Genomic DNA, 21,325 nt, shown 5'->3' on the forward strand with positions numbered 1-21,325 from the left:
CGGACTCAGACCGAGGCAGGGCTCAGACCGAGGGCGGCTCGGGGTCAGACACAACTCCAGCGGAACGCCACCCGCGTATCCCTGCCGACGTCGTGCAGGACGCTGCCGATCTGCTGGCCGTTGTCGCTGATCACGACGGTGATCGGGTCGTTCGTGTTCCGGTCGAAGCCCTTCGCGAGCGGCAGCACCAACAGGCGGCCATCGGTGGCGAGCGCCGGTGCGAGCTTGCCTGCACCGTCGACGACGTAGCCGCCGACCCAGCCGTACCGGTTCACCGAGGTCACGAACTTCAGCGACAACGGCCGCACCTCACCGGTACGCAAATTCCACCGTCCCGCCACCATCGCCCCCTCGGCCGGGTTCAGGTAGGAACCGATCACCCAACCGTTCCGGATCGACTGGATCGAGACATCCGGCCCGTACCCGGGCGGCGCGGCAAGTTCGCGGACCGACCCGTCCGGCGCCCAGACCAGACCACGAGCCCCTCTGAGTATCGGGTCCTTGGCGTTGCCGCCGACCCGTGCCAGGGCCTTCGTCACGCTCCTGCCGACCACCGTGCCGTCGTCGTCGATCCCCGCGACGGTCACGAGATCAACGTTCGGCGGCGCGGCCAGTACGCGTACCGCGTCCGGGTTCTCCCCCGGCCAGACCACCTGCCGCAGGTCGTAGTTGCTGGCCAGCACCTGCCCCCGCTTGATCGCCAGGGGGTCGCCCGGGACAGGGTTCGAATCCGTCACGCCACCGGGAGCGGCACCCGCCGGAGCGCTCGGCTCCACGAACGAGCCGGAAGCCGGCGCCTCGGGCGCGACCAGCTTGCCCCCCTGGACCGTGCCGAGGATGTCGCCGCGCTCGTTGATCCCCGCCACGGCAAAAACCTGCCCGCCGCCCGTGGGCAGGTTCACGAAAGCGTCGTTCCGGTAAACCCAGGCAATGGATCTGCCCTTCTCCGCCGGACCGACGTAGCCGTCACCGGCGACATCGCCCCGGGAGTTGACCACCAGTTGGGTCGGCTGCTCGACCGGCACCTTGAGCGTCGTGAGCTGACCCCGGTCCCACCGGACCACGACGGACTGCCCACGCTTGTCCGAGGCCGTGCCGACCAGGAAACGGCCGGACGGGTCACCGCCGAACACCTCGCTGCGGATCGTCATGTCCGGCAGCGGCAACTGGTGTGCCGTGCAGGCCGCCGGCTCCAGCGGAACGTCCTCCGGCTGGGCCGCCCCGCCCGTCGCCACCGGACGCTGCTGCTCGGGCTGGTTGACCACGTCGACCGCCACCGGTACGACGGCAACCGCCCCGATCGTCACCAGCGCGGTTGCCGTCACCGCGACCAGCCGTCGGCGCCGGGCCCGCCGCCGGCCGTTGCGCACCAGGGCGCCGATGTCGACCCGGGAGGGTGGCGGAGTGTCGTCGGCCAGCATGCCCAGCAGCGACCGGGCCGACTCGTCGTCAGACTGGCGCAACTACTCGACCTCCTTTCACACCGCGCGGGTCCCAGGCCGCGAGCGTCTCCGCGCCGAGCAGTCGCCGCAGTGCCGCCAGTCCGTGCGAGGTCTGGCTCTTCACCGTGCCGGGCGAGCAGCCGAGCAACTCCGCCACCTCGTCCACCGGCAGATCGCACAGGAACCGGAGTACGAGCACCGCCCGCTGACGTTTCGGCACCCGACTCAGCGCGTCCCGGAGCACCGCCCGGTCCTCGATCCCCGGCCCCTCCGGCGTGATCCGCTCCGGCACCGAATCGGTCAGGTCGACACGCGAGGACCAGGCCAACCGTTTCTCGCTCAGGAACGCCCGCACCAGCATGGTCCGCACGTACGCGTCCGGGTACTCCACCGCGCGGACCCGCCGCCACTGCACGTAGAGGGTGGTGAAAGTCTGCTGGACGAGGTCGTCGGCCCGGTGGGCGTCACCACAGAGCAGGTACGCGATCCGCTGCATCCGGGCGAGCCGGGCGGTGACGAATTCGACGTACTCCTGCTCCAGCTCCGCCTGCACGCGTGATCCCTCCTGTGGACTCCGGTGGGTCAAGGCGACCGGGCACCTCGTTGGTTGTACGCATCGCCAACTGCGACCCAGGTCACACCGGACGTTCCAGCCTCCTGACCCAGCAGCCGGCCCGAAGACGATAACCCCAGGTCGGAGCTGGTCAGGAGGGGGCCTTGTCGACGCCCCGGGAATCGCTCAGCCGAGGGTGACCGGAAGGGCCGAGAGGCCGCGCAGCAGCAGACCGGGCCGCCAGCCGATCTCCTCGACCGGCACCGCCAGCCGCATCCCGGGGAACCGGCGGGACAGGGCGTGGAAGGCGATCTGCCCCTCCAGCCGGGCCAGGGGCGCACCGAGGCAGTAGTGGATGCCGTGCCCGAAGGCCAGGTTCGGGATCGCGGGGCGGTCCAGGTCGAGCTGGTCCGGCTCGGGGAACCGGTCGCTGTCCCGGTTCGCGGACAGGAGCGAGACCAGCACGAACGCGCCCTCCGGAATGGCCACCCCACCGATCTCGGTCGGCTCGAGGGCGGTACGGAAGGTGGCGCTCTGCACCGGGCCCTCGTACCGCAGCAGTTCCTCGACGGCGTTCGGGATCAGCTCCGGCTCGGCCACGATCCGGGCCCACCGGTCCGGGTCGGACAGGAGCAGCACACTTCCGTTGCCGATCAGGTTGACCGTGGTCTCGTGCCCGGCGATCAGGAAGAGGTAGACCATCGAGATCAGCTCGTCGTCGTCGAGCCGGTCGTTGTTGTCGTCCCGGACCGCGATCAGCGCGGAGAGCAGGTCGTCGGCCGGGTGCCGGCGCTTCGCCACCAGCAGCTCCCGGATGTACGCGACGATCGCCACCAGTGCGGGCGGCAACCCGGCCGGATTCATCGGCCCGGTGACGATGGCGTCACTCCACCGGCGGAAGTCCTCCTGGTCCTCCGCCGGTACGCCGAGCAGCTCGCAGAGCACCTGGATCGGCAACGGGAAGGCGAAGTGGTCGATCAGGTCCAACTGTTCCGTGCCGGTCATCCGGTCCAGCAGCCCCTCGGCCAGTTCCTCGATCCGGGGCCGCAGGGCGGCCATCCGCCGAGCGGTGAAGGCCCCGGAAACCAGCCGCCGGATCCGGGTGTGGTCGGGCGGGTTGATGGCGAGCATGTGCCGGCTCACCGCCCGCGCCACGTCCGGCGGCACCATCTCGCGGTAGGAGAAGCCGCCAGCCGAGGTGGTCTTGCCGAGCTTGGGGTCGCTGAGCGCCCGCTGGGCGTCGGCGTATCTGGTCACCAGCCAGGCGGTGGCACCGGTGGGCAGGGCCAGCTCGACCACCGGGCTGTCCCGGCGCAGCGTGGCCAGCACCTCGTGCAGATCGGCCTTGGCGGACTCGAACGGATTGATCGCGGCGCTTGTTGTCATCTTTCGCTCCCCGTTTCCCGATCGCGGTTCCGCGACCGGAAATTCATCCTCGCCGGAGCCGTCCGCCTTGTCGAGACACCGCCGACCCGTCCGAGTCCCGCAGGGTCCACCGGCCGAGGCGGCCGGCGACCCATAGACGGCCGTCGGGCCCGTCCCGGTGGTGACACCCGGACGGGCCCGACAGTTCCGTTGCTATTCGACCGGGGCGGTCAGCCCCGGCCGCGCCGTCACGGCGTGCCGACGTCGGCCAGCTCCCGCTTTCGGTCCTTGGACGCCTTGAGCAGGCTGGCGATGGTGGCGATGATCAGCGAGCCGAGGATGACGGTGAGCGAGAGCCAGATCGGGATGTGCGGCGCCCATCCGACGTGGTCGCCACCGTTGATGAACGGCAGGCTGTTGTCGGCCAGTGCCTCCAGCACCAGCTTGACCCCGATGAAGCCGAGCACCACCGCGAGGCCGACGTTGAGGTAGACCAGCCGGTCGAGCAGCCCGCCGAGCAGGAAGTAGAGCTGGCGCAACCCCATCAGGGCGAACACGTTCGCGGTGAAGACCAGGTACGGCTCCTTGGTCACGCCGAAGATCGCCGGAATGGAGTCCAGGGCGAAGATCAGGTCGGTGGTGCCGATCGCGATCAGGACCAGCAGCATCGGGGTGAACAGGCGCTTGCCGGTCTCGCTCATCACGGTGAGCTTGGTGCCGTTGAAGGAGTTCGACAGGGGCAGGTGCCGCTGGCTCCAGCGGACCAGCGCGTTCTCCTTCACGTCCGCCGCGTCCATCTCGCCCTGCCGGAGGAAGCTGATCGCGGTGTACACGAGGAAGGCGCCGAAGATGTAGAAGACCCAGGAGAACTCCGACACCAGCGCGGAACCGGCGGCGATGAAACCGCCGCGCATCACCAGCGCGAGGATGATCCCGATCAGCAGTACGGTCTGCTGGTACTGCCGCGGTACGGCGAACCGTCCCATGATCACGACGAACACGAAGAGGTTGTCGATCGAGAGGCTGTACTCGGTCAGCCAGCCGATGTAGAACTCACCGGCGAACCTGCCGCCGGAGGTGGCCCACACCCCCAGCCCGAACAGCAGAGCGAGTACGACATAGAAGCCGACCCAGAGGCTCGACTCCTTGATGCTCGGCTCGTGCGGTCGCCGACCGATGATCAGCAGGTCGAGCAGGAGTACACCGACCAACACGACCAGCGTGATGATCCAGGTGAGGGCGGAAACGTCCATCAAAACCTCCGGCAGGCACGGGACATCGCCGACCGACCTGGACCCTGAGCGGGCCAGACTGGATGGCGATGTGGCATCTGGTGACTGTCGGAGGTCTTTTCCGCCACCGAGCCGCGGGAGCTTAGCCCCTTGGGGTGACCGATGGCGCCGGGTTTCTCCCCGGCTGGGCCGGATGTCCACCGTGCTGACGACACCACCGTCGGGGAATACTCCCCTCCTTGCATCTATTGTTGCCCATCAGCCGCCCCTCGCGTCAAGATTCCACCCGTCGAGCGCCCGTGCAGGCTCGCCGTCCGGGCCACCCAGTACGCGCGATGGCAGCCGCTTACAGCGTACCTGACCAGGCAAAACGCGTACGGGGAGCGGGTTGGGGTGGGGGTGTGGGTCAGCGGTCGACCTGAGCGAAATCCCACACATGCGGCGGGCGGGCCATCAGCCGAGCGGGCGGCTCGGGAAGGTCGAGGGGGCTCCCCCGCCACTTCGAGATGACCACCAGCCGGTTGTCCGTGGAGGAGAAGACCTCACTGGACATGTGCAGCGGGTGGTGGTCGAACTCCGGCAGCGCGGTCTCGGTGACCCACACGATCAGGTCGGCGAATCCGGCCGGCTCCGCGCGTGCCTCCCACATCCGCACGATCACGTCCGCCATCTCCGTTCCCTCTTCCCTCGCACTACACGCTCACCACGGTCAGCGGCATTGCCGAATCGGCGGGCAGGTCCAGTCGGCTCGGCGCGACCCCGGCGGCGACCAGGTGCGAACCGAGTGCCGCCACCATCGCGCCGTTGTCCGTACAGAGTTTGGGTCGGGGGACCCGGACGGTGATGCCGTACCTGGCGGCGCGTTGCTCGGCCAGCACCCGCAGTCGCGAGTTCGCCGCCACCCCACCACCGATCACCAGTGTCTCGATGCCCCGGCTGCGGCAGGCGTCGATCGCCTTGGCGGTCAGTACGTCACACACCGCCTCCTGGAACGAGGCGGCCACGTCGGCGACCGGAACCGGCTCGCCGGCCCGCTGCTTCGCCTCGACCCAGCGGGCCACCGCCGTCTTCAGCCCGGAGAAGGAGAAGTCGAACCGGTGTGCGGCGAGATCCTTCGGTGCGGTCAGCCCGCGCGGGAACCCGATCGCGGCGGCGTCGCCGGCCCGCGCCTCCCGGTCGATCGGCGGACCACCCGGAAACGGCAGGCCGAGCAACCGGGCGACCTTGTCGAACGCCTCACCGGCGGCGTCGTCGATGGTGGCGCCGAGCGGCGTCACCCCGGTCGCCAGGTTGTCCACCACCAGCAACGACGAGTGCCCACCGGAGACCAGCAGGGCGATCGCCGGCTCCGGCAGCGGGCCGTGCTCCAGGGTGTCGACCGCGACGTGGGCGGCGAGGTGGTTCACCCCGTACACCGGTTTCTCGGCGGCGACCGCGTAGCCCTTGGCCGCAGCGACCCCGACCAGCAGGGCACCGGCCAGGCCCGGACCGGCGGTGACCGCGATGGCGTCGATGTCGGCCAGGGTCACCCCCGCGTCGTCCAACGCCCGCTGCATCGTCGGCACCATCGCCTCGAGGTGCGCCCGGCTGGCCACCTCCGGCACCACCCCACCGAACCGGGCGTGCTCCTCGACACTGGACGCCAGCGCGTCCGCGAGCAGGGTGTGCCCGCGTACGATCCCGACCCCGGTCTCGTCGCAGGAGGTTTCGATCCCCAGGATCAGCGGCTCGTCAGCCATCTCGCATCATCACCAGCGCGTCGGTGTTGCTCGGTTGGTAGTAGCCCCGGCGGATCCCCACCGGCTCGAAGTCGTACGCCGCATAGAGCTTCTGGGCGCCGGGGTTGTCCACCGCGACCTCCAGCATCGTCTTGCGTACGCCGCGCCGGGCCGCCTCGGCCAGCAGCGCCTCCAGCAGAGTCCGGCCGATCCCGCCCCGCTGGGCGTCCCGCCGGACCGCGATGTTCTGCACCCACGCCTCGTCCGGCGTCACCGCCAACCCGGCGTACCCGACCAGCGACCCGGTGTCGTCCAGCGCCACCGCGTAGTAGTGGCCGCTGGCCAGCTCGTTCCAGAACATCCCCGGCGACCACTGCTCCTCACCGAAGAGGTCGGCCTCGATCGCCAGCACGTCCTCGATGTGCCACCAGCGGAACCGGGCCAGTCTCACGGCAGCACCGACTTGTGGCCGGTCGCCGCGACCGCGTCCGGCCGGCGCAGGTAGAGCGGGACCAGGCGTTCCCCGGGGGCACCGGCGCGGACCCGCTCGGCGGCCAGTTCCGCCAGGGCGTACGCGGACGGGTAGGTCGGTTCGGGCGGCACCGGCAGGCCGAGGATGTCGGCGTACCGCTGGGCGCCCTCGCCGACCGCGACCGTGACCCCCAGTTCGGGCACCCGCCCCGCGACCACGGCGGGGGCGTCGACGGCCGGTCCGGCCACCCGCTCCCCGGCCTCGTCGAACGCCGCCCAGTAGATCTCCCGGCGCCGCGCGTCGCTGGCGACCAGCACCCGCCGGCCGGTACCGGCATCGCGGCCGAGGGCGTCCAGGGAACCGACCCCGTAGGTCGGGATCGACAGCACCTGCCCCATGGTGGCCGCGGTGACCAGACCGACCCGCAGACCGGTGAACGGCCCCGGCCCGAGGCCGGCGACGAGTGCGGTCAGGTCGGCCGGACGGGCGCCGGCCTCGGCCAGCACCGCTTCGATCGCCGGGGCGAGCAGCTCACCATGCGCACGCGCGTCCACCGTGCGGCGTTCGGCGCGCAGCACGACCCGGTCGGCCGTCACCTCCGCGAGCGCCGCGGTCACCGCCGGGGTCGATGAATCCACCACGAGTACGAGCACCCCAGAACCCTAGCCGGAAGGCGATTACCGCCCGTCACGACCCGGCCGGGTGGGACCTCGACGCATCCGCCGGCCGGCGGGCGACCCGGCCGGCGGCCACCCGCACCGCGCCGAGGTGTTCAGCCGGCGGTCCGCTCCCACTCGATGGTGGGCTGCCCGGCGTCCGCGAGAGCCTTGTTGGCGGCGCTGAACGGCCGGCTGCCGAGGAAACCGCGCGGGTTCATCGGGCTGGGGTGACCCGCCTCCAGCACCACGTGCTGCGGATTGGTGATCAGCTCCCGCTTCTTGCGCGCGTAGCCGCCCCAGAGCAGAAAGACCACCCGTTCCGAGCGGGCGTTCAGGGCCGCGATGGTGGCGTCGGTGAACGCCTCCCAGCCCTTGTTGGCGTGCGAACCCGGGGTGGCCTGCCGGACGGTGAGCACCGCGTTGAGCAGCAGGACCCCCTGGGCGGCCCAGCCGGAGAGGTTGCCGCCGCGCGGAGCCGGGACGTTCAGGTCCTCGGCCAGTTCCTTGAAGACGTTGCGCAGCGACGGCGGCACCGCCACCCCGTCACGCACGCTGAAGCTCAGCCCGTGTGCCTGACCCGCCTTGTGGTACGGATCCTGGCCCAGGATCAGCACCCGGCAGTCCTGCGGCCCACACAGCCGGTACGCCGAAAACAGGTCCTCGACCGGCGGGAAGACCGTCTGGGTGGCGTACTCGGCGGCGACGAATTCGGCCAGCTCGGCGGTGCGGGCCGGATCGAGGTGCGGCTCCAGCACCGTGCGCCACTCCGTGGGCAGCAGGGCAGGCAGGTCGAGGGTCATCGGTCACCTTTCGGGGGCTGAAACACCGTTCGGCACGGCTGATCGGCATGGCTGAACACTCGCCCGCGACTCTAGGAGCCCGGTACGACACGGGATCGCGCTAGAGGGTGGTGAGGCGTTCGGCCCAGTCGCCGCCGACCGGTACCAGCTCGATCCGGCGGGAGTCGTCGTCGCGCCGGTCGATCCGTACCCGCAGGTGGGCGTCGACGAGTTGCTCGACCAGGCCCTCGCCCCACTCGACCACGGTGACCGCGTCGTCCACCGACGCGTCCAGGTCCAGGTCGTCGATCTCGGCCCGCGGGTCCACCGCCGCACCGAGCCGGTACGCGTCCGCGTGCACCAGCGCCGGCCGGTTCGCCCGCCTCCGGCCCACACTGTCCGGGTCCGGCCGGTGCACCCGGGCGATCACGAACGTGGGCGAGGTGACGTCGCCGAGTACGCCGAGACCGGCCCCGATCCCCTGGGTCAGCGCGGTCTTGCCGGCGCCCAGCGGGCCGGTCAGCACCAGCAGGTCACCGGCGCGCAGCAGCGCGGCCAGCCGGCGCCCGAAGGCCTGCGTGTCCTCCACAGTGGACAGCTCGACCACCGGATTGGTCGGGTCACCCGCCGGGCCGTTGGGATCAGCCGCGCCCGCCGGACCGTTCGGAACAGCCGCACTCACCGGATCAGCCGCGTTCATCGCATCAGCCGCGTTCATCGGGCCAGTCTGTCAAGGAAGCCGAGCAGGGCCGCGTTCACCTGGTCGGCGTGTTCGAGCATCACCACGTGGCCGCCGTCGGGGACCTTGACGTACTCGGCCTCGGGCAGGCGGCGCAGGATCTCCTCCGAGTGGGTCACCGGAGTGATCATGTCCTGGTCACCGACGATGACCAGGACGGGGGTGTTCTTCAACGCCGACAGCGCCGGGTAGCGGGCGTGGGTGTAGAGGGTACGCAGATACCGGGCGACCGTCTCGGCGGTGGTGCCGGCGTTCATCCGCTCCACGTACGAGACCAGGGCGGGGCTCGGGTTCGAGGAGCCGAAGCCGTACCTGCGGGTGAGCAGCCAGGCCATGTTGGCCGACGCCTTCCGGGCCCGGTCGATCATGCCCCCGGTGAGCTTGGTGGCGTTGTTGACCAGCGGCAGCAGCGGGGTGCCGATCCGCCCGATGATCGCCGGCAGACCGATCTTGGTCTCCTCCAGCAGCCCGCCCGAGGTGGCCATCAGGACCGTGCCGACCACCCGGCTGTCGAACATCTCCGGATACCGCTCGGCGAACGCCATGATGGTCATACCGCCCATCGAGTGCCCGACCAGCACGAGCGGGCCCTCCGGCACCAGGTGGTCGATAACCGACCGGAGCGTCTCACCGAGCGCGGGCAGCTCGTACTCGCCGGACTCCAGCTTGCCGGAGCGGCCGTGGCCGGGCTGGTCGTAGAAGAGCATCCGGTGCTGGCCGTGCGCGGCGACCGCCTTGCGCTGGAAGTGGAAGGTGCCCATGTCGAGGCAGAAGCCGTGCACGAAGACCACGGTGGGGCGGGACGGGGCGGTCGGGTCGCTGACCTCGACCACCTCGACGTGGATGTCGGTGCCGTCGGCCGTCTCGACGGTGCACGCGCTGTCGTACGGCAACTCGCCGAAATCCTCCTCCGCGTACGGGTCGTCCGGTACGGACTTCGCCCGCCGGACCACCGCCCGCTCGGCGGCCAGCCCGGCGGCCACACCGGCCGCGGCCACACCGACCGCCGCACCCAGGATCCCGGCCGCCCGTGCCAGCCCGGAGCGCGGTACGCCCCGACCGAGCCTGCTCCGGGTACCCGTTCGGCTCACCGGGACACCTCCGGCGTGACGGTCACCGGCCCGGTCGGCACGGGCGCCCCGTCGTAGATCCGGGGCACCCGGACGCCACCGAACCGGGTGACGATCTCGTAGTTGATCGTGCCGGCCGCCTCGGCCCAGTCGTCGGCGGTCGGGCCGCCGTCCGTACCGTCGCCGAACAGGGTCGCCACGTCCCCGGCGGCCACCGGGTCGTCCCCGCAGTCCAGCACGAACTGGTCCATGCAGACCCGGCCGGCGATCCGGCGTACGCGCCCGCCGAGCTGCACCGGGCCGGTGTTGGAGGCGTGCCGGGGCACCCCGTCGGCGTAACCGAGCGGGACCACGGCCAGCGTCGTCTCCCGCTCGGTGAAGTACGTGTGCCCGTACGACACTCCGCTGCCGGCCGGCACCCGTTTGGTCAGCATCACCCGGGCACGGGCGGTCATCGCCGGGCGCAGACCGTACGTCTCGCCGGCCACCGGTGACAGGCCGTAGACGGAGACGCCGGGGCGGACCAGGTCGAAGTGGGTGTCCGGGCGGGTCAGGGTGGCGGCGGAGTTCGCCAGGTGCCGGTAGCGCGGCCGGATCCCGACCCGTTCGGCCAGGGCGAGCGCCTCGTGGAAGACGGCGAGCTGCCGGTCGATGGTCGGGTGGCCGGGGGCGTCGGCGTAGACGAAGTGGCTCCACACCCCGACGACCTCGATCAGTCCGTCGGCCTGGGACTTGGCCGCCGCCTCGACCAGGGCCGGCCAGTCGTCGATGACCGCGCCGCCCCGGGAGAGCCCCGTGTCGATCTTGAGGTGGACCCGGGTCGGCCGACCGGCGAGCTGACCGGCGTTGATCATCTCCCCGAGCTGGTCCAGGCTGGCCGCACTCAGGTCGACGTCGGCCGCCACCCCCTCGTGCAGCGGCAGCCCCGGCGCGAGCAGCCAGGCCAGGACGGGCGCGGTGATCCCGGCCCGACGCAGGGTCAGCGCCTCGTCCAGGGTGCAGACACCGAGCCAGTCGGCACCGGCGTCGAGGGACGCGTACGCCGCCGGCAGCATGCCGTGGCCGTACCCGTCGCCCTTCACCACCGCCATCAGCTCGGCGGTCGTTCCGGCTCGCAGCCGGGCCACGTTTTCCCGGATCGCGTCGAGATCAACGCGCAACTCAGCCTGCCACATGAGGCCAGACTACTAACCGAGATCAGGATCGGGACCGGACAACCGCCCCGACCTCCACCGGAGCCCACACGGACGGGTCAGCGCGGCACCACGTCCCGCAGCGCGGCGACCACGTCGGGGGCGGTCACCGGGCCACGCCGGGCCGCCTCCCGCCCGGCCAACCCGTGCAGGTACGCGGCCACGATCGCCGCCCGGTCCGCCGGCAGACCTGCGGCGAGCAGCGACCCGAGCAGTCCCGCCAGCACATCGCCGGTGCCACCGGTGGCCAGCGCCGACGTACCGGTCGGGTTGACCACCGCCCGGCCGTCCGGGGTGGCGATCACCGTACGGTCGCCCTTGAGCAGCACCACCGCGTCCATCCAGGCGGACAGCCGCAACGCGGCACCGACCCGGTCCTCGCCCGGCGCCTCCCCGCAGAGCCGGGCGAACTCCCGGTCGTGCGGAGTGATCACGATCGGCGCGTCCCGCTGCCGCAACCGGTCCGCCATCGACCCGTCGACCAGCATGGTCAGCGCGTCCGCGTCCAGGATCGCCGGCACCGGCGCGGCCAGTACGCACCGCAACTCGGTGGCGGCGGCCTCGTCGGTGCCCAACCCGGAGCCGCAGACCCAGGCCTGCACCCGGCCCGCGTCGGTCACCCGCTCGGTGGCGATCACCGACGGATGCTGGCGGAGCACCTCCTCGCGGGCGCTGCCGGCGTAGCGGACCAGACCGGTCGGCCCGGCCAGCGCACCGCCGACGGAGAGCACCGCCGCGCCCGGATAGATGGCCGAACCGGTCGCCACCCCGACCACACCCCGGCTGTACTTCTCCGACTCGGGGCCGGACCACGGCCACCAGTCGAGCACGTCGGCCCACTCGGTCACGTGCAGCGCCGGGGTGGCCCGCAGCCACGGCCGCACCCCGATGTCGACCAGGTCCACCTGACCCGCGCGGGCCGCCGCCGGACCGACCACCAGCGCCGGCTTCAGCACCCCGAAGGCAACCGTCACGTCGGCGCTCACCGCGCTGGTGCCGTCGAACGTCGGCGGGACGTGCCCGGTGTCGACGTCGACCCCGCTCGGTACGTCCACCGCGACCAGGACCGCCCGCTGCCCGCCCCGCCCGCGCAACCCGGCCAGCCGGCCGACCAACCGGGCGGCCGGCTCCCGCAGGCCGCCCGTGGACCCGATCCCGACGATCCCGTCCAACACCAGGTCCGCCCAGGTCGGCAACCCGTCGACGGTACGTCCACCGGCCACCCGCAACGCTTCCAGCCCGCCCCGGTGCGCCCGCTCCGGATCGAGCAGCAGAGCCTGCACCGCCGCGCCGCGCTCGGCCAGCCGGGCACCGGCGTACAGCGCGTCCCCACCGTTGTCACCGGAGCCCACCAGCAGCAGTACGGACGCGCCGTAGACCCCGCCGCGCTCTTCCAGCAGCAGCGCGCAGCGGCGGGCCAGGCCGGCGGCGGCGCGCTGCATCAGCGTCCCCGGCGGCAGGGTCGCCATCAGCGCCGCCTCCGCCGCCCGGACATCCGCCACCCGCCAGGCCGGCTTCACACCGCCACCCGCACAACCGGCTCCGGCCGCGCCACCCGCACTCGTCCGTCCATCGCCGCGCCCCCTCGGGTCCCGTCCATCAGCCCACCACCGCCGGTGCCGCCCTCGCTGCGATCCTGCGGCGCGGGACTCCGGCGGCTCACTGCTCCGCTACCACCATGGCGGACGCGATGCCGCCGTCGTGCGACAACGAGAGGTGCCACCGGTTGACGCCGCGCTCGGCGGCGACGGCGGCGACCGTACCGGAGACGGTCAACCAGGGCCGGCCGTCCGGATCGGCGACCACCTCGCAGTCGTGCCAGCGCAGGCCGGCGGGGGCACCGAGGGCCTTCGCCACCGCCTCCTTCGCCGCGAACCGGGCGGCGAGGGACTCGGGCGAACGGGGGTTGCCGGAGCCGGTGAACCGCTCGGACTCGGTGAACAACCGGTCGGCCAGCAGCGGAGTGCGCGCCAGGGCACGGGTGAACCGGTCGACGAGCACCACGTCGATCCCGACTGCGACGATCACGCCCCCACCCTAACCGGCTCGACGGGCGCGCAGATTAGCTCCCAGCCTGTTGCCGTACAACCCCTGTGGACAACCGGGGGGCCGTGCACCGCCCCGGTTATCCACAGGGCTTCCGACCAGCCGGCACGGGGTCCTAGCGTCGAAGGCATCGACGTCGGTTGGAGGCGCCATGCAGGACGATTCGATCCGGGTACGGACCGGGACGCTGCGCGGGGCGGCGGACCAGCTCACCGCCACCGCGTACCGGCTCGGCCACGGGCTGGCCGGGGTCACCGGCCCGTCCGGTCGGACGATGCCGGCGGCTCCCGGCTGGGCCGCAACCACCGCGCTGGCCGCGCTCGAGTCGGCGGTGCACGAATGGCTCACCGACCTCGGGGGCCGGGCGGCGGCAACCGCCGACGGACTGCGCACCGCCTCCGACGGTTACGACACCGCCGACGACCGGGCCGCGATCCGGCTCACCGGCGGCCCACGATGATCGGGTACGCCCAACTCTGGTCGGCCGACCCGGCGGCCTGGCGCACGGCCGGTTCCGCCTGGCGGGGCATGGTCGGCCCGACCGACCGGCGCACCGCCGAACTGACCGGCACCGCCGCCACGCTGCGCACCGACTGGTCCGGCCCGGCCGGGCGGGCCGCCGACCGGCGACTGCACGGGCTCACCGCCGAGCTGACCGCCGGCAGACCGGTGTTCATCGAGGTCGAGCAGATCCTCACCACCTACGCGGCCCAGCTCACCCGGGCCAGGGCGATGCTCGACGCCGCCGTCAGGATGGCCGCCGCCAGGGGCGTACTGGTGGACCGGCGCGGAGCGGTCTCGCCCGACCCGGAGGCGCTGCGACCGGACCCGCTCGGCACGGGAAACCAGCCGGACGCCCGTACGACGGCGGCCGTGGCGGACGTCGCCGACGGGATCCGGGCGGCGCTGGAACTGGCCTCGATCGCAGACCGGGACGCCGCCCGGCAGCTCGCCGACCTGGCCGCCTGTGCGGGCAGCGGCTGGGCCGACCCACCGCCGACCGGGCCACCCCCGCCCGGCACCGACCCTGTGGTGGTACGCCGCTGGTGGGCCGACCTCAGCCCGGTGCAACGGCGCTGGCTGGTCACACACGAGTCGGCCACGATCGGTGGGCTGGACGGTGTGCCGGTACGGGACCGGGACCAGGCCAACCGGCTGCTGCTCGACCGGCAGCGGGCCGCCCTGCTGGCCGAACGGGATGCCCTGGCGGCCGGGCCGCCCGACCCGGTGGTGCCGGCCCGGCTGGCCCGGATCGACCGCACCCTCGCCGGCCTGGACGTGATCGGCGACCGGCTGGCCAACGACGGCGGCACCCGGGCGTACCTGCTCGGCCTGGATCCGGCCGGCGACGGGCGGGCGATCGTCTCGATCGGCGACCCGGATCGGGCGGAGAACGTCGTGACCTACGTGCCGGGCATGACCTCCGACCTGCCCGGCGTCGGCGGCGAACTGGGTCGGGCCGAGTTGATGGCGGGGCGCGGCGCCGCCCTGGACCCGACCGAACGGACCGCGGTGGTGCTCTGGCTCGACTACGACGCCCCGGACTTCGTCGACGAGGCGTTGCGCGCCGGGCAGGCCCACGACGCCGGGCCCGCGCTGCACAGCTTCCAGGAGGGGCTGCGGGCCACGCACGAGGACCAGCCGGCCCGGCAGACCGTCGTCGGTCACAGTTACGGATCGCTGGTGGTCGGCACGACCGCCCGCGACCACGGGCTCGCCGCCGACCAGGTGGTCTTCCTCGGCTCACCGGGGGTCGGCGTCGACCGGGCCGCCGACCTCGGCCTGCCGCCCGGACGGGTCTGGTCGAGCACCGCCGACAACGACGTGATCCAGTACGCGCCGAGGCCGGCCGAGTTGGTCGGGCGGGTGGTGGTCGGTGCGGCGCTGCCGGGTCTCGGACTGCTGGCGTTCGGGCAGCCCGCCGACGACCTGTGGTTCGGCGCGGACCCGAGCGGGTCTGCCTTCGGCGCCCAGGTGTTCGAGGGGCGACCGAGCGGCCACACGGGCTACTGGGACGCCGGCAACCCGACCCTGGACGCGGTGGCCCGGATCGCCGTCGACGGCAGGGCGCGTGCCTGAACCGCCATGCTCACAAGCCCTGACCCGCCGCGCCCGTCCGGGGCCGTCGACGAGCGCCCGGATGCCACGGCAACCGGGTCAGCACCACGGCGAGCGACACCAGCCCGGTAACCGGCCCGGTTTCCGCGCGACCAGGAACGCTCGCCGCGCGGATGACCACCGGGCCGGTCCGGTTCGGCTCACTCGACGGTGACCGACTTGGCCAGGTTGCGCGGCTGGTCGACGTCGTGCCCACGGGCGGCGGCGATCTCGCAGGCGAGCACCTGCAACGGAACAGTGGTGACCAGCGGTGCCAGCAGGGTCGGCGTACGCGGCACCGTGATCAGGTGGTCGGCGTACGGCAGGACCGCCGTGTCGCCCTCCTCGGCGATCACGATGGTCCGGGCGCCACGGGCCCGTACCTCCTGGATGTTCGACACGATCTTGTCGTGGAGCATGCCCCGGCCGGCCGGGGACGGCACCACGCAGACGACCGGGGTGCCCTGGTCGATCAGGGCGATCGGGCCGTGCTTGAGCTCACCGGCGGCGAACCCCTCGGCGTGCATGTACGCCAGCTCCTTGAGCTTCAGCGCGCCCTCCAGGGCCACCGGGTATCCGACGTGCCGGCCGATGAACAGTACGGTCGGCGCCGACTTCAGGTCCCGGGCCAGCTCGCGTACGGGCTCGATGTCGGCGAGCAGGTCCCGCAGTTTGCCCGGCATCTCCTGGAGCTGGGCCACCACGGCACCGACCTCGTCGGCGTACTTCACCCCGCGCACCTGGGCCAGGTGCAGGCCGATCAGGTAGCAGGCCACCAACTGGGTCAGGAACGCCTTGGTCGAGGCGACCGCGATCTCCGGCCCGCTGTGGGTGTAGAGGACCGCGTCGGACTCGCGCGGGATGGTGGACCCGTTGGTGTTGCAGATCGCCAGCACCCGGGCCTTCTGCTCCTTGGCGTGCCGGAGCGCCATCAGGGTGTCCATCGTCTCGCCCGACTGCGAGATCGCGACCACCAGCGTCGACCGGTCGAGCACCGGGTCGCGGTAGCGGAACTCGCTGGCCAGCTCGACCTCGCAGGGGATCCGGGTCCAGTGCTCGATCGCGTACTTCGCCACCAGCCCGGAGTGGTACGCCGTACCGCACGCCACGATGAAGATCTTGTCGACGTCGCGCAGGTCCTGGTCGGTCAGCCGGACCTCGTCCAGCATGATCTCGCCGTTCTCGGTCAGCCGGCCGAGCAGGGTGTCGGCGACCGCCTGGGGCTGCTCGGCGATCTCCTTGAGCATGAAGTAGTCGTAGCCGCCCTTCTCGGCGGCGGAGGCGTCCCAGTCGATGTGGAAGTCCTTGCCGACGGCCGGCGTACCGTCGAAGTTGGTGATCTCGATGCCCTCGGCCGTGATCAGCACGACCTGGTCCTGGCCCAGCTCGACCGCCTCGCGGGTGTGTTCGATGAACGCGGAGACGTCGCTGGCCAGGTAGTTCTCCCCCTCGCCCCGGCCGACCACCAGCGGCGAGTTGCGGCGGGCCCCGACCACCGCGCCGGGCACCGCGGCGTCGACCGCGAGCAGCGTGAACGCACCCTCCAGGCGCTGGCTGACGCTGCGCATGGCCGCCGCGAGCAACTGCGGGCCGTCCGGCTCGCCGGCCGCGCGCAGGTCCGCGAGGGCGGCGGCGAGCAGGTGGGCGGCACACTCGGTGTCGGTGTCGCTCTCGAACTCCACCCCGTCGGCTTCGAGTTCGGCGCGGAGCTTGGCGAAGTTCTCGATGATGCCGTTGTGGATGACGGCGACCCGGCCGTCCCGGGACTGGTGCGGGTGGGCGTTGCGGTCGGTCGGCCCGCCGTGGGTCGCCCAACGGGTGTGCCCGATGCCGGTGGTGCCGTCGCCGATGCCGAGCTTCGGGGTGGGGCAGCCGTCCGGATCCGCGCTGACCCGCTCGGCCAGGGTCTTCTCCAGGTTGGCCAGCTTGCCGGCCTTCTTCTCGGTCAGCAGCTCGTCATCGCAGACGATCGCCACTCCCGCCGAGTCGTAGCCTCGGTACTCCAGGCGTCGCAGCCCGTCCAACACGATGCTCAGCGCCGGCCGGGCGCCGGCGTAGCCCACGATTCCACACATAGCCCCGAGCCTAGTCGAACTTCGCTCAGCGCGGGTGCTCGAAAGGCCGCTTATCAAGCATCCGTCATGAGTGATAGGTGAATTTCGGGAAGCAACGGGACGGAGTTGCCAATTCACCACCGACCCGCCGGCCCACCCCTCACCCAACGCCAAGAAAGCACAACAGTCTGTCGTCAACCGGCTTGCCCGTCGATGCCCCGTGCGGGACCGTTGGTGTTGGCGCCCACGGCCGCCCCGCACCGCCCCCCGGCGCCACCCGACGCCCCTGGAGCGCAGCCGATGACCGATCCGGCACCACCGCAGCCGCCCCGCGAGCCCACCCCCGCTGCCGAACCCACCCCGTCGCCCTGGGCCCCACCGCCACCCCCCGGACCCTGGGCCCCCACGTCCGGCTCCGCCGATGCCGATCCCCCGGTGTCCGCTTACCCGACCGTCGATCCCCCTGCGTCCGCTTACCCGACCGTCGATCCCCCGGTGTCCGGTTACCCGCATGTCGACCGCACGCCGTCCGGTTACCCGGCAACCGACCCGACCGTGCCCGGTTACCCCGGTGCTGATCCCGGCGGGGCCGGTTATCCGCCCGCGTACGGTTACGCACCGCCCGCCGGTTATCCACCGCCGCCCGGCTACCCGCCGGTCCACGGGCCGCTGCCCGGTTACCCGGCCGACCCCTCGGTGTCCGGGTATCCGCCACCTGCCTGGGCCGGCACACCCGCGCCCGTACGCGGTCGGGCCAACGCCGGTCTGGTGGCGGTGGTGGTCGTACTGGCGGTGCTGCTCTGCGGCGGTGCCGGCGTGGCCGTCGCCGGGCTGGTGAGCTGGCGCGGCTCGGCCGAACCACAGGCGGCTTCCACACCGCCGCCGAGCGGACAGGCGGGCGGGCCGGCGGTGCCGGAGTCGTCCCCCGAGCCGACCACCCAACCCGGCCGCCAGGTGGTCTACCAGGTGATCGGGGACGGTCCGGCCGAGGTCAGCTACCTCGAGTATCCGAACATGCCCCGGCAGATCGGCGCCACGAACCTGCCCTGGCGGGTGGAGTTCGCCATGCCCGATCCGGGCGTGGTGACCGTGCTGGCAATCCGGACCGGGACCGGCCAGGGAGAGATCACCTGCAAGATCCTGGTGGACGGCGAAGAGGTGATCACGAACTCGGCCACCGGGCCGTACGCGACCGCCACCTGCGCCGGCCTCACCATGAACTGAACCCGACCGACAACGTCAGCGGCCGAACCTCGCCATCGACTGGACCGACCCGCCGCGCCTAGGCTGGCGCGGTGACCACAACCACCGCCCGCGACCCGCTGGTGCACCGGATGCGACCGTTCGGCACGACCATCTTCACCGAGATGTCGGCGCTGGCGGCGCGCACCGGTGCGGTCAACCTCGGGCAGGGTTTCCCGGACACCGACGGCCCGGCCGAGATGCTCGCCGCCGCCGCCGAGGCGCTGCGCGGCGGGCAGAACCAGTACCCGCCGATGCCCGGCATCCCGTCCCTGCGAGCGGCGGTAGCCGAACACCAGCGCCGGTTCTGGGACCTGTCGTACGACCCGGATGGGGAGGTGGTGATCACCGCCGGCGCCACCGAGGCGATCGCGGCCGCCATCCTCGGGCTCTGCGAGACCGGTGACGAGGTGGTCTGCTTCGAGCCCTACTACGACTCGTACGCGGCCTCGATCGCGCTCGCCGGTGCGGTACGGCGGCCGGTCACGCTGCGCCCGGCGGCCGACGGGCGGTACAACTTCGACCCGGCCGAACTGCGCGCCGCGTTCGGGCCCCGGACCCGCCTGGTCCTGCTCAACTCCCCGCACAACCCGACCGGCAAGGTCTTCACCGCCGACGAACTGGCCCTGGTCGCCGAACTCTGCCAGGAGTACGGCGCCTACGCGGTCACCGACGAGGTGTACGAGCACCTCGTCTACACCGACGCCTCCACCCCGCACATCCCACTGGCCAGCCTGCCCGGCATGGCGGAACGGACGTTGCGGGTCTCCTCGGCCGGGAAGACGTTCTCCTGCACCGGTTGGAAGGTGGGCTGGGCGAGCGGCCCGGCACCGCTGGTCTCCGCGGTGCTACGGGTCAAGCAGTTCCTCACCTTCGTCAACGGCGCCCCGCTGCAACCGGCGGTCGCGGTGGCCCTCGCCCTGGGCGACGACTACTACGACAACTTCCGTACCACCCACCAGGTCCGGCGGGACCAGCTCACCGCCGGTCTCACCGACGCCGGATTCGACGTGCTGTCGGCGGAGGGGACCTACTTCGTCACCGCCGACATCACCTCGCTCGGCGGGCGGGACGGAGTGGAGTTCTGCCGTACGTTGCCCGAGCGGTGCGGTGTGGTGGCCATTCCGAGCCAGGTTTTCTACGACAACGTGGAGGCCGGGCGTCGACTGGTCAGGTTCGCCTTCTGCAAGCGTCCCGAGGTGCTGGCCGAGGCGGTCGAGCGGCTCCGTACGCTGCGCTGAGCGTCGGCCCGGTCAGGCGATCGGGCTGGCGAGGCGTACCTCGGCCGCGATCCGCTCGGCCACCGTCTGGGCGATCTCCTGGGTGGCGGCCTCGACCATCACCCGGACCAGCGGTTCGGTGCCCGACGGCCGGAGCAGCACCCGCCCGGTCTCGCCCAACTCGGCCTCGGCCCGCTCGGCCGCGCCCAGTACGGCGGGCGCACCGGCGCCGACGGTCCGGTCCCCGACCGGCACGTTGATCAGCACCTGCGGCAGCTTCACCACCACCGACGCGAGGTCGGCCAGCGAGCGTCCGGTGGCCGCCATCCGGGACATCACCTGGAGTGCGGTGAGCAGGCCGTCGCCCGTGGTGGCGTACTCGGGAAGCACGACGTGCCCGCTCTGTTCGCCGCCGAGGGCCAGCCCGGAGGCGCGCAACTCCTCCAGCACGTACCGGTCGCCGACCTTGGTCTCGATCAGCCGGATGCCCTCGCGGGACATGGCGATGCGCAGGCCGAGGTTGCTCATCACGGTCGCGACCACGGTGTCCGCGGTCAGCGTGCCGGCGTCGCGCATGGCCAGGGCGAGGATGCCCAGGATCTGGTCGCCGTCGACCTCCTCGCCGTCGGCGGTCACCGCCACGCAGCGGTCGGCGTCGCCGTCGTGCGCGATGCCGAGGTGCGCACCGTGCTCGACCACCGCGGCCTGGAGCCGGGCCAGGTGGTTCGAGCCGCAGTCGTCGTTGATGTTGATGCCGTCCGGCTCGGCGTGGATCGCGACGACCTCGGCACCGGCCTCCCGGTACGCCACCGGCGCCAGGTCGGAGGCGGCCCCGTTCGCGCAGTCCACCACGACCTTGATCCCCTCCAGCCGGTGCGAGACGCTCCCGACGAGGTGCTGGATGTAGTGGTCGGCGCCGTCCAGCAGGTCGTGCACCCGGCCGACGTCGGCGCCGGTGGGCCGGTGCCAGTCGGACGAGTCGTTCGCCTCGATGGCCGCTTCGATCTTCAGCTCGACCTCGTCGGGGAGCTTGTTACCGCCGGCCGCGAAGAGCTTGATCCCGTTGTCGGGCATCGGGTTGTGCGACGCGGAGAGCATCACGCCCAGGTCCGCCTTGGTCTCGGCGACCAGGTACGCCACCGCCGGGGTGGGCAGCACGCCGACCCGTACGACATTCGCGCCGGCACTGGCCAGGCCGGCCACCACGGCCGCCTCCAGCATCTCGCCGCTGGCCCGGGTGTCCCGCCCCACCACGGCCAGCGGCCGGTGGCTGAGGTCGGACTCGGCCAGGGTGTGCGCGGCCGCGACGGCGACCGCGAGCGCCAACTCGGGGGTCAGGTCGGCGTTCGCACGTCCACGTACGCCATCCGTGCCGAACAACCGGCCCATGCGCGAGTACCTCCGGGGGAGCAGACCAGTGGAAAAAGCGAGCGGCCGGGCCCGC

At 72.2% G+C, this 21,325-nt stretch carries 20 protein-coding genes; 4 read left to right on the forward strand and 16 right to left on the reverse strand.

What is annotated here, in order from left to right; all coding sequences use genetic code 11:
* Nucleotides 1-44: 44 nt before the first annotated feature.
* The 14 genes from OIE47_RS08905 to OIE47_RS08970 all read right to left on the reverse strand — a co-directional run bounded on the left by OIE47_RS08905 (nucleotide 45) and on the right by OIE47_RS08970 (nucleotide 13,250).
* On the reverse strand, nucleotides 45-1,463 hold the full coding sequence (locus tag OIE47_RS08905) for a hypothetical protein (protein ID WP_326561026.1): 1,419 nt from the start codon (nucleotides 1,461-1,463) through the stop codon (nucleotides 45-47).
* Nucleotides 1,450-1,995 carry a SigE family RNA polymerase sigma factor gene (locus OIE47_RS08910; protein WP_326561027.1) on the reverse strand — a complete coding sequence of 182 codons (546 nt, stop codon included), beginning with the start codon at nucleotides 1,993-1,995 and terminating at the stop codon, nucleotides 1,450-1,452. The genes OIE47_RS08905 and OIE47_RS08910 overlap by 14 nt, the downstream gene beginning before the upstream one ends.
* 186 nt (nucleotides 1,996-2,181) lie before the next feature.
* Entirely contained in the window at nucleotides 2,182-3,381 is a 1,200-nt protein-coding gene (locus OIE47_RS08915) for a cytochrome P450 family protein (RefSeq protein WP_326561028.1), read from the reverse strand.
* Nucleotides 3,382-3,608: 227 nt separating this feature from the next.
* Nucleotides 3,609-4,613 (reverse strand): TerC family protein, encoded by a 1,005-nt coding sequence (locus OIE47_RS08920; protein ID WP_326561029.1) that lies wholly within the window; start codon nucleotides 4,611-4,613, stop codon nucleotides 3,609-3,611.
* 385 nt (nucleotides 4,614-4,998) lie between these two features.
* On the reverse strand, nucleotides 4,999-5,253 hold the full coding sequence (locus tag OIE47_RS08925; protein ID WP_326563035.1) for a hypothetical protein: 255 nt from the start codon (nucleotides 5,251-5,253) through the stop codon (nucleotides 4,999-5,001).
* A 31-nt stretch (nucleotides 5,254-5,284) separates the two neighbouring features.
* Complete coding sequence (gene tsaD / locus OIE47_RS08930) at nucleotides 5,285-6,331, reverse strand: tRNA (adenosine(37)-N6)-threonylcarbamoyltransferase complex transferase subunit TsaD (RefSeq protein WP_326561030.1); 1,047 nt, start codon at nucleotides 6,329-6,331, stop codon at nucleotides 5,285-5,287.
* Nucleotides 6,324-6,761: a ribosomal protein S18-alanine N-acetyltransferase gene (rimI, locus tag OIE47_RS08935; RefSeq protein WP_326561031.1), complete on the reverse strand. Its 438-nt coding sequence runs from the start codon at nucleotides 6,759-6,761 to the stop codon at nucleotides 6,324-6,326. The genes tsaD and rimI overlap by 8 nt, the downstream gene beginning before the upstream one ends.
* Nucleotides 6,758-7,435: a tRNA (adenosine(37)-N6)-threonylcarbamoyltransferase complex dimerization subunit type 1 TsaB gene (tsaB, locus tag OIE47_RS08940; RefSeq protein WP_326561032.1), complete on the reverse strand. Its 678-nt coding sequence runs from the start codon at nucleotides 7,433-7,435 to the stop codon at nucleotides 6,758-6,760. The genes rimI and tsaB overlap by 4 nt, the downstream gene beginning before the upstream one ends.
* 119 nt (nucleotides 7,436-7,554) lie before the next feature.
* The gene (gene ung, locus OIE47_RS08945) at nucleotides 7,555-8,241 is read right to left on the reverse strand and encodes a uracil-DNA glycosylase (RefSeq protein ID WP_326561033.1); all 687 of its coding nucleotides are present in this window, start codon (nucleotides 8,239-8,241) and stop codon (nucleotides 7,555-7,557) included.
* Nucleotides 8,242-8,341: 100 nt separating this feature from the next.
* Nucleotides 8,342-8,938, reverse strand: coding sequence for a tRNA (adenosine(37)-N6)-threonylcarbamoyltransferase complex ATPase subunit type 1 TsaE (gene tsaE / locus OIE47_RS08950; RefSeq protein ID WP_326561034.1), 597 nt, complete (start codon nucleotides 8,936-8,938; stop codon nucleotides 8,342-8,344).
* Nucleotides 8,935-10,050: an alpha/beta fold hydrolase gene (locus OIE47_RS08955; protein WP_326561035.1), complete on the reverse strand. Its 1,116-nt coding sequence runs from the start codon at nucleotides 10,048-10,050 to the stop codon at nucleotides 8,935-8,937. Before OIE47_RS08955 ends, tsaE begins: the two co-directional genes overlap by 4 nt.
* On the reverse strand, nucleotides 10,047-11,204 hold the full coding sequence (gene alr / locus OIE47_RS08960; protein ID WP_326561036.1) for an alanine racemase: 1,158 nt from the start codon (nucleotides 11,202-11,204) through the stop codon (nucleotides 10,047-10,049). The genes OIE47_RS08955 and alr overlap by 4 nt, the downstream gene beginning before the upstream one ends.
* A gap of 77 nt (nucleotides 11,205-11,281) precedes the next feature.
* Nucleotides 11,282-12,742: an NAD(P)H-hydrate dehydratase gene (locus OIE47_RS08965; protein WP_326561037.1), complete on the reverse strand. Its 1,461-nt coding sequence runs from the start codon at nucleotides 12,740-12,742 to the stop codon at nucleotides 11,282-11,284.
* A gap of 139 nt (nucleotides 12,743-12,881) precedes the next feature.
* The gene (locus tag OIE47_RS08970; protein WP_326561038.1) at nucleotides 12,882-13,250 is read right to left on the reverse strand and encodes a holo-ACP synthase; all 369 of its coding nucleotides are present in this window, start codon (nucleotides 13,248-13,250) and stop codon (nucleotides 12,882-12,884) included.
* A gap of 169 nt (nucleotides 13,251-13,419) precedes the next feature.
* On the opposite strand from OIE47_RS08970, the gene OIE47_RS08975 reads away from it, so the two are divergent.
* Together OIE47_RS08975 and OIE47_RS08980 are read left to right on the forward strand one after the other, a co-directional pair.
* Nucleotides 13,420-13,728: a type VII secretion target gene (locus tag OIE47_RS08975; RefSeq protein WP_326561039.1), complete on the forward strand. Its 309-nt coding sequence runs from the start codon at nucleotides 13,420-13,422 to the stop codon at nucleotides 13,726-13,728.
* Nucleotides 13,725-15,347 carry an alpha/beta hydrolase gene (locus OIE47_RS08980; protein WP_326561040.1) on the forward strand — a complete coding sequence of 541 codons (1,623 nt, stop codon included), beginning with the start codon at nucleotides 13,725-13,727 and terminating at the stop codon, nucleotides 15,345-15,347. The genes OIE47_RS08975 and OIE47_RS08980 overlap by 4 nt, the downstream gene beginning before the upstream one ends.
* A 179-nt stretch (nucleotides 15,348-15,526) precedes the next feature.
* Here OIE47_RS08980 and glmS read toward each other — a convergent pair whose 3' ends face one another.
* Nucleotides 15,527-17,440 carry a glutamine--fructose-6-phosphate transaminase (isomerizing) gene (gene glmS / locus OIE47_RS08985; RefSeq protein ID WP_326561041.1) on the reverse strand — a complete coding sequence of 638 codons (1,914 nt, stop codon included), beginning with the start codon at nucleotides 17,438-17,440 and terminating at the stop codon, nucleotides 15,527-15,529.
* Nucleotides 17,441-17,914: 474 nt separating this feature from the next.
* Here glmS and OIE47_RS08990 point away from each other — a divergent pair, with 474 nt between their 5' ends.
* Both OIE47_RS08990 and OIE47_RS08995 read left to right on the forward strand, forming a co-directional pair.
* Nucleotides 17,915-18,643, forward strand: coding sequence for an MmpS family transport accessory protein (locus tag OIE47_RS08990; protein WP_326561042.1), 729 nt, complete (start codon nucleotides 17,915-17,917; stop codon nucleotides 18,641-18,643).
* 71 nt (nucleotides 18,644-18,714) lie between these two features.
* A complete protein-coding gene (locus OIE47_RS08995) occupies nucleotides 18,715-19,902 on the forward strand; it encodes a pyridoxal phosphate-dependent aminotransferase (protein ID WP_326561043.1) in 1,188 nt (395 codons plus the stop codon).
* Between the two features lie 12 nt (nucleotides 19,903-19,914).
* On the opposite strand, the gene glmM is transcribed toward OIE47_RS08995, so the two are convergent.
* Entirely contained in the window at nucleotides 19,915-21,270 is a 1,356-nt protein-coding gene (gene glmM / locus OIE47_RS09000; RefSeq protein ID WP_326561044.1) for a phosphoglucosamine mutase, read from the reverse strand.
* Nucleotides 21,271-21,325: the final 55 nt, after the last annotated feature.

The organism is Micromonospora sp. NBC_01796, assembly GCF_035917455.1.
GTDB lineage: Bacteria > Actinomycetota > Actinomycetes > Mycobacteriales > Micromonosporaceae > Micromonospora_G.

What these genes read in the sequence shown, in the direction of transcription:
- OIE47_RS08915 (WP_326561028.1), bottom strand. Translation starts at nt 3,381, where the DNA reads ATGACAACAAGCGCCGCGATCAATCCGTTCGAGTCCGCCAAGGCCGAT.
- OIE47_RS08920 (WP_326561029.1), bottom strand. Translation starts at nt 4,613, where the DNA reads ATGGACGTTTCCGCCCTCACCTGGATCATCACGCTGGTCGTGTTGGTC.
- tsaD (WP_326561030.1), bottom strand. Translation starts at nt 6,331, where the DNA reads ATGGCTGACGAGCCGCTGATCCTGGGGATCGAAACCTCCTGCGACGAG.
- ung (WP_326561033.1), bottom strand. Translation starts at nt 8,241, where the DNA reads ATGACCCTCGACCTGCCTGCCCTGCTGCCCACGGAGTGGCGCACGGTG.
- tsaE (WP_326561034.1), bottom strand. Translation starts at nt 8,938, where the DNA reads ATGAACGCGGCTGATGCGATGAACGCGGCTGATCCGGTGAGTGCGGCT.
- alr (WP_326561036.1), bottom strand. Translation starts at nt 11,204, where the DNA reads ATGTGGCAGGCTGAGTTGCGCGTTGATCTCGACGCGATCCGGGAAAAC.
- OIE47_RS08975 (WP_326561039.1), top strand. Translation starts at nt 13,420, where the DNA reads ATGCAGGACGATTCGATCCGGGTACGGACCGGGACGCTGCGCGGGGCG.
- OIE47_RS08980 (WP_326561040.1), top strand. Translation starts at nt 13,725, where the DNA reads ATGATCGGGTACGCCCAACTCTGGTCGGCCGACCCGGCGGCCTGGCGC.
- glmS (WP_326561041.1), bottom strand. Translation starts at nt 17,440, where the DNA reads ATGTGTGGAATCGTGGGCTACGCCGGCGCCCGGCCGGCGCTGAGCATC.
- glmM (WP_326561044.1), bottom strand. Translation starts at nt 21,270, where the DNA reads ATGGGCCGGTTGTTCGGCACGGATGGCGTACGTGGACGTGCGAACGCC.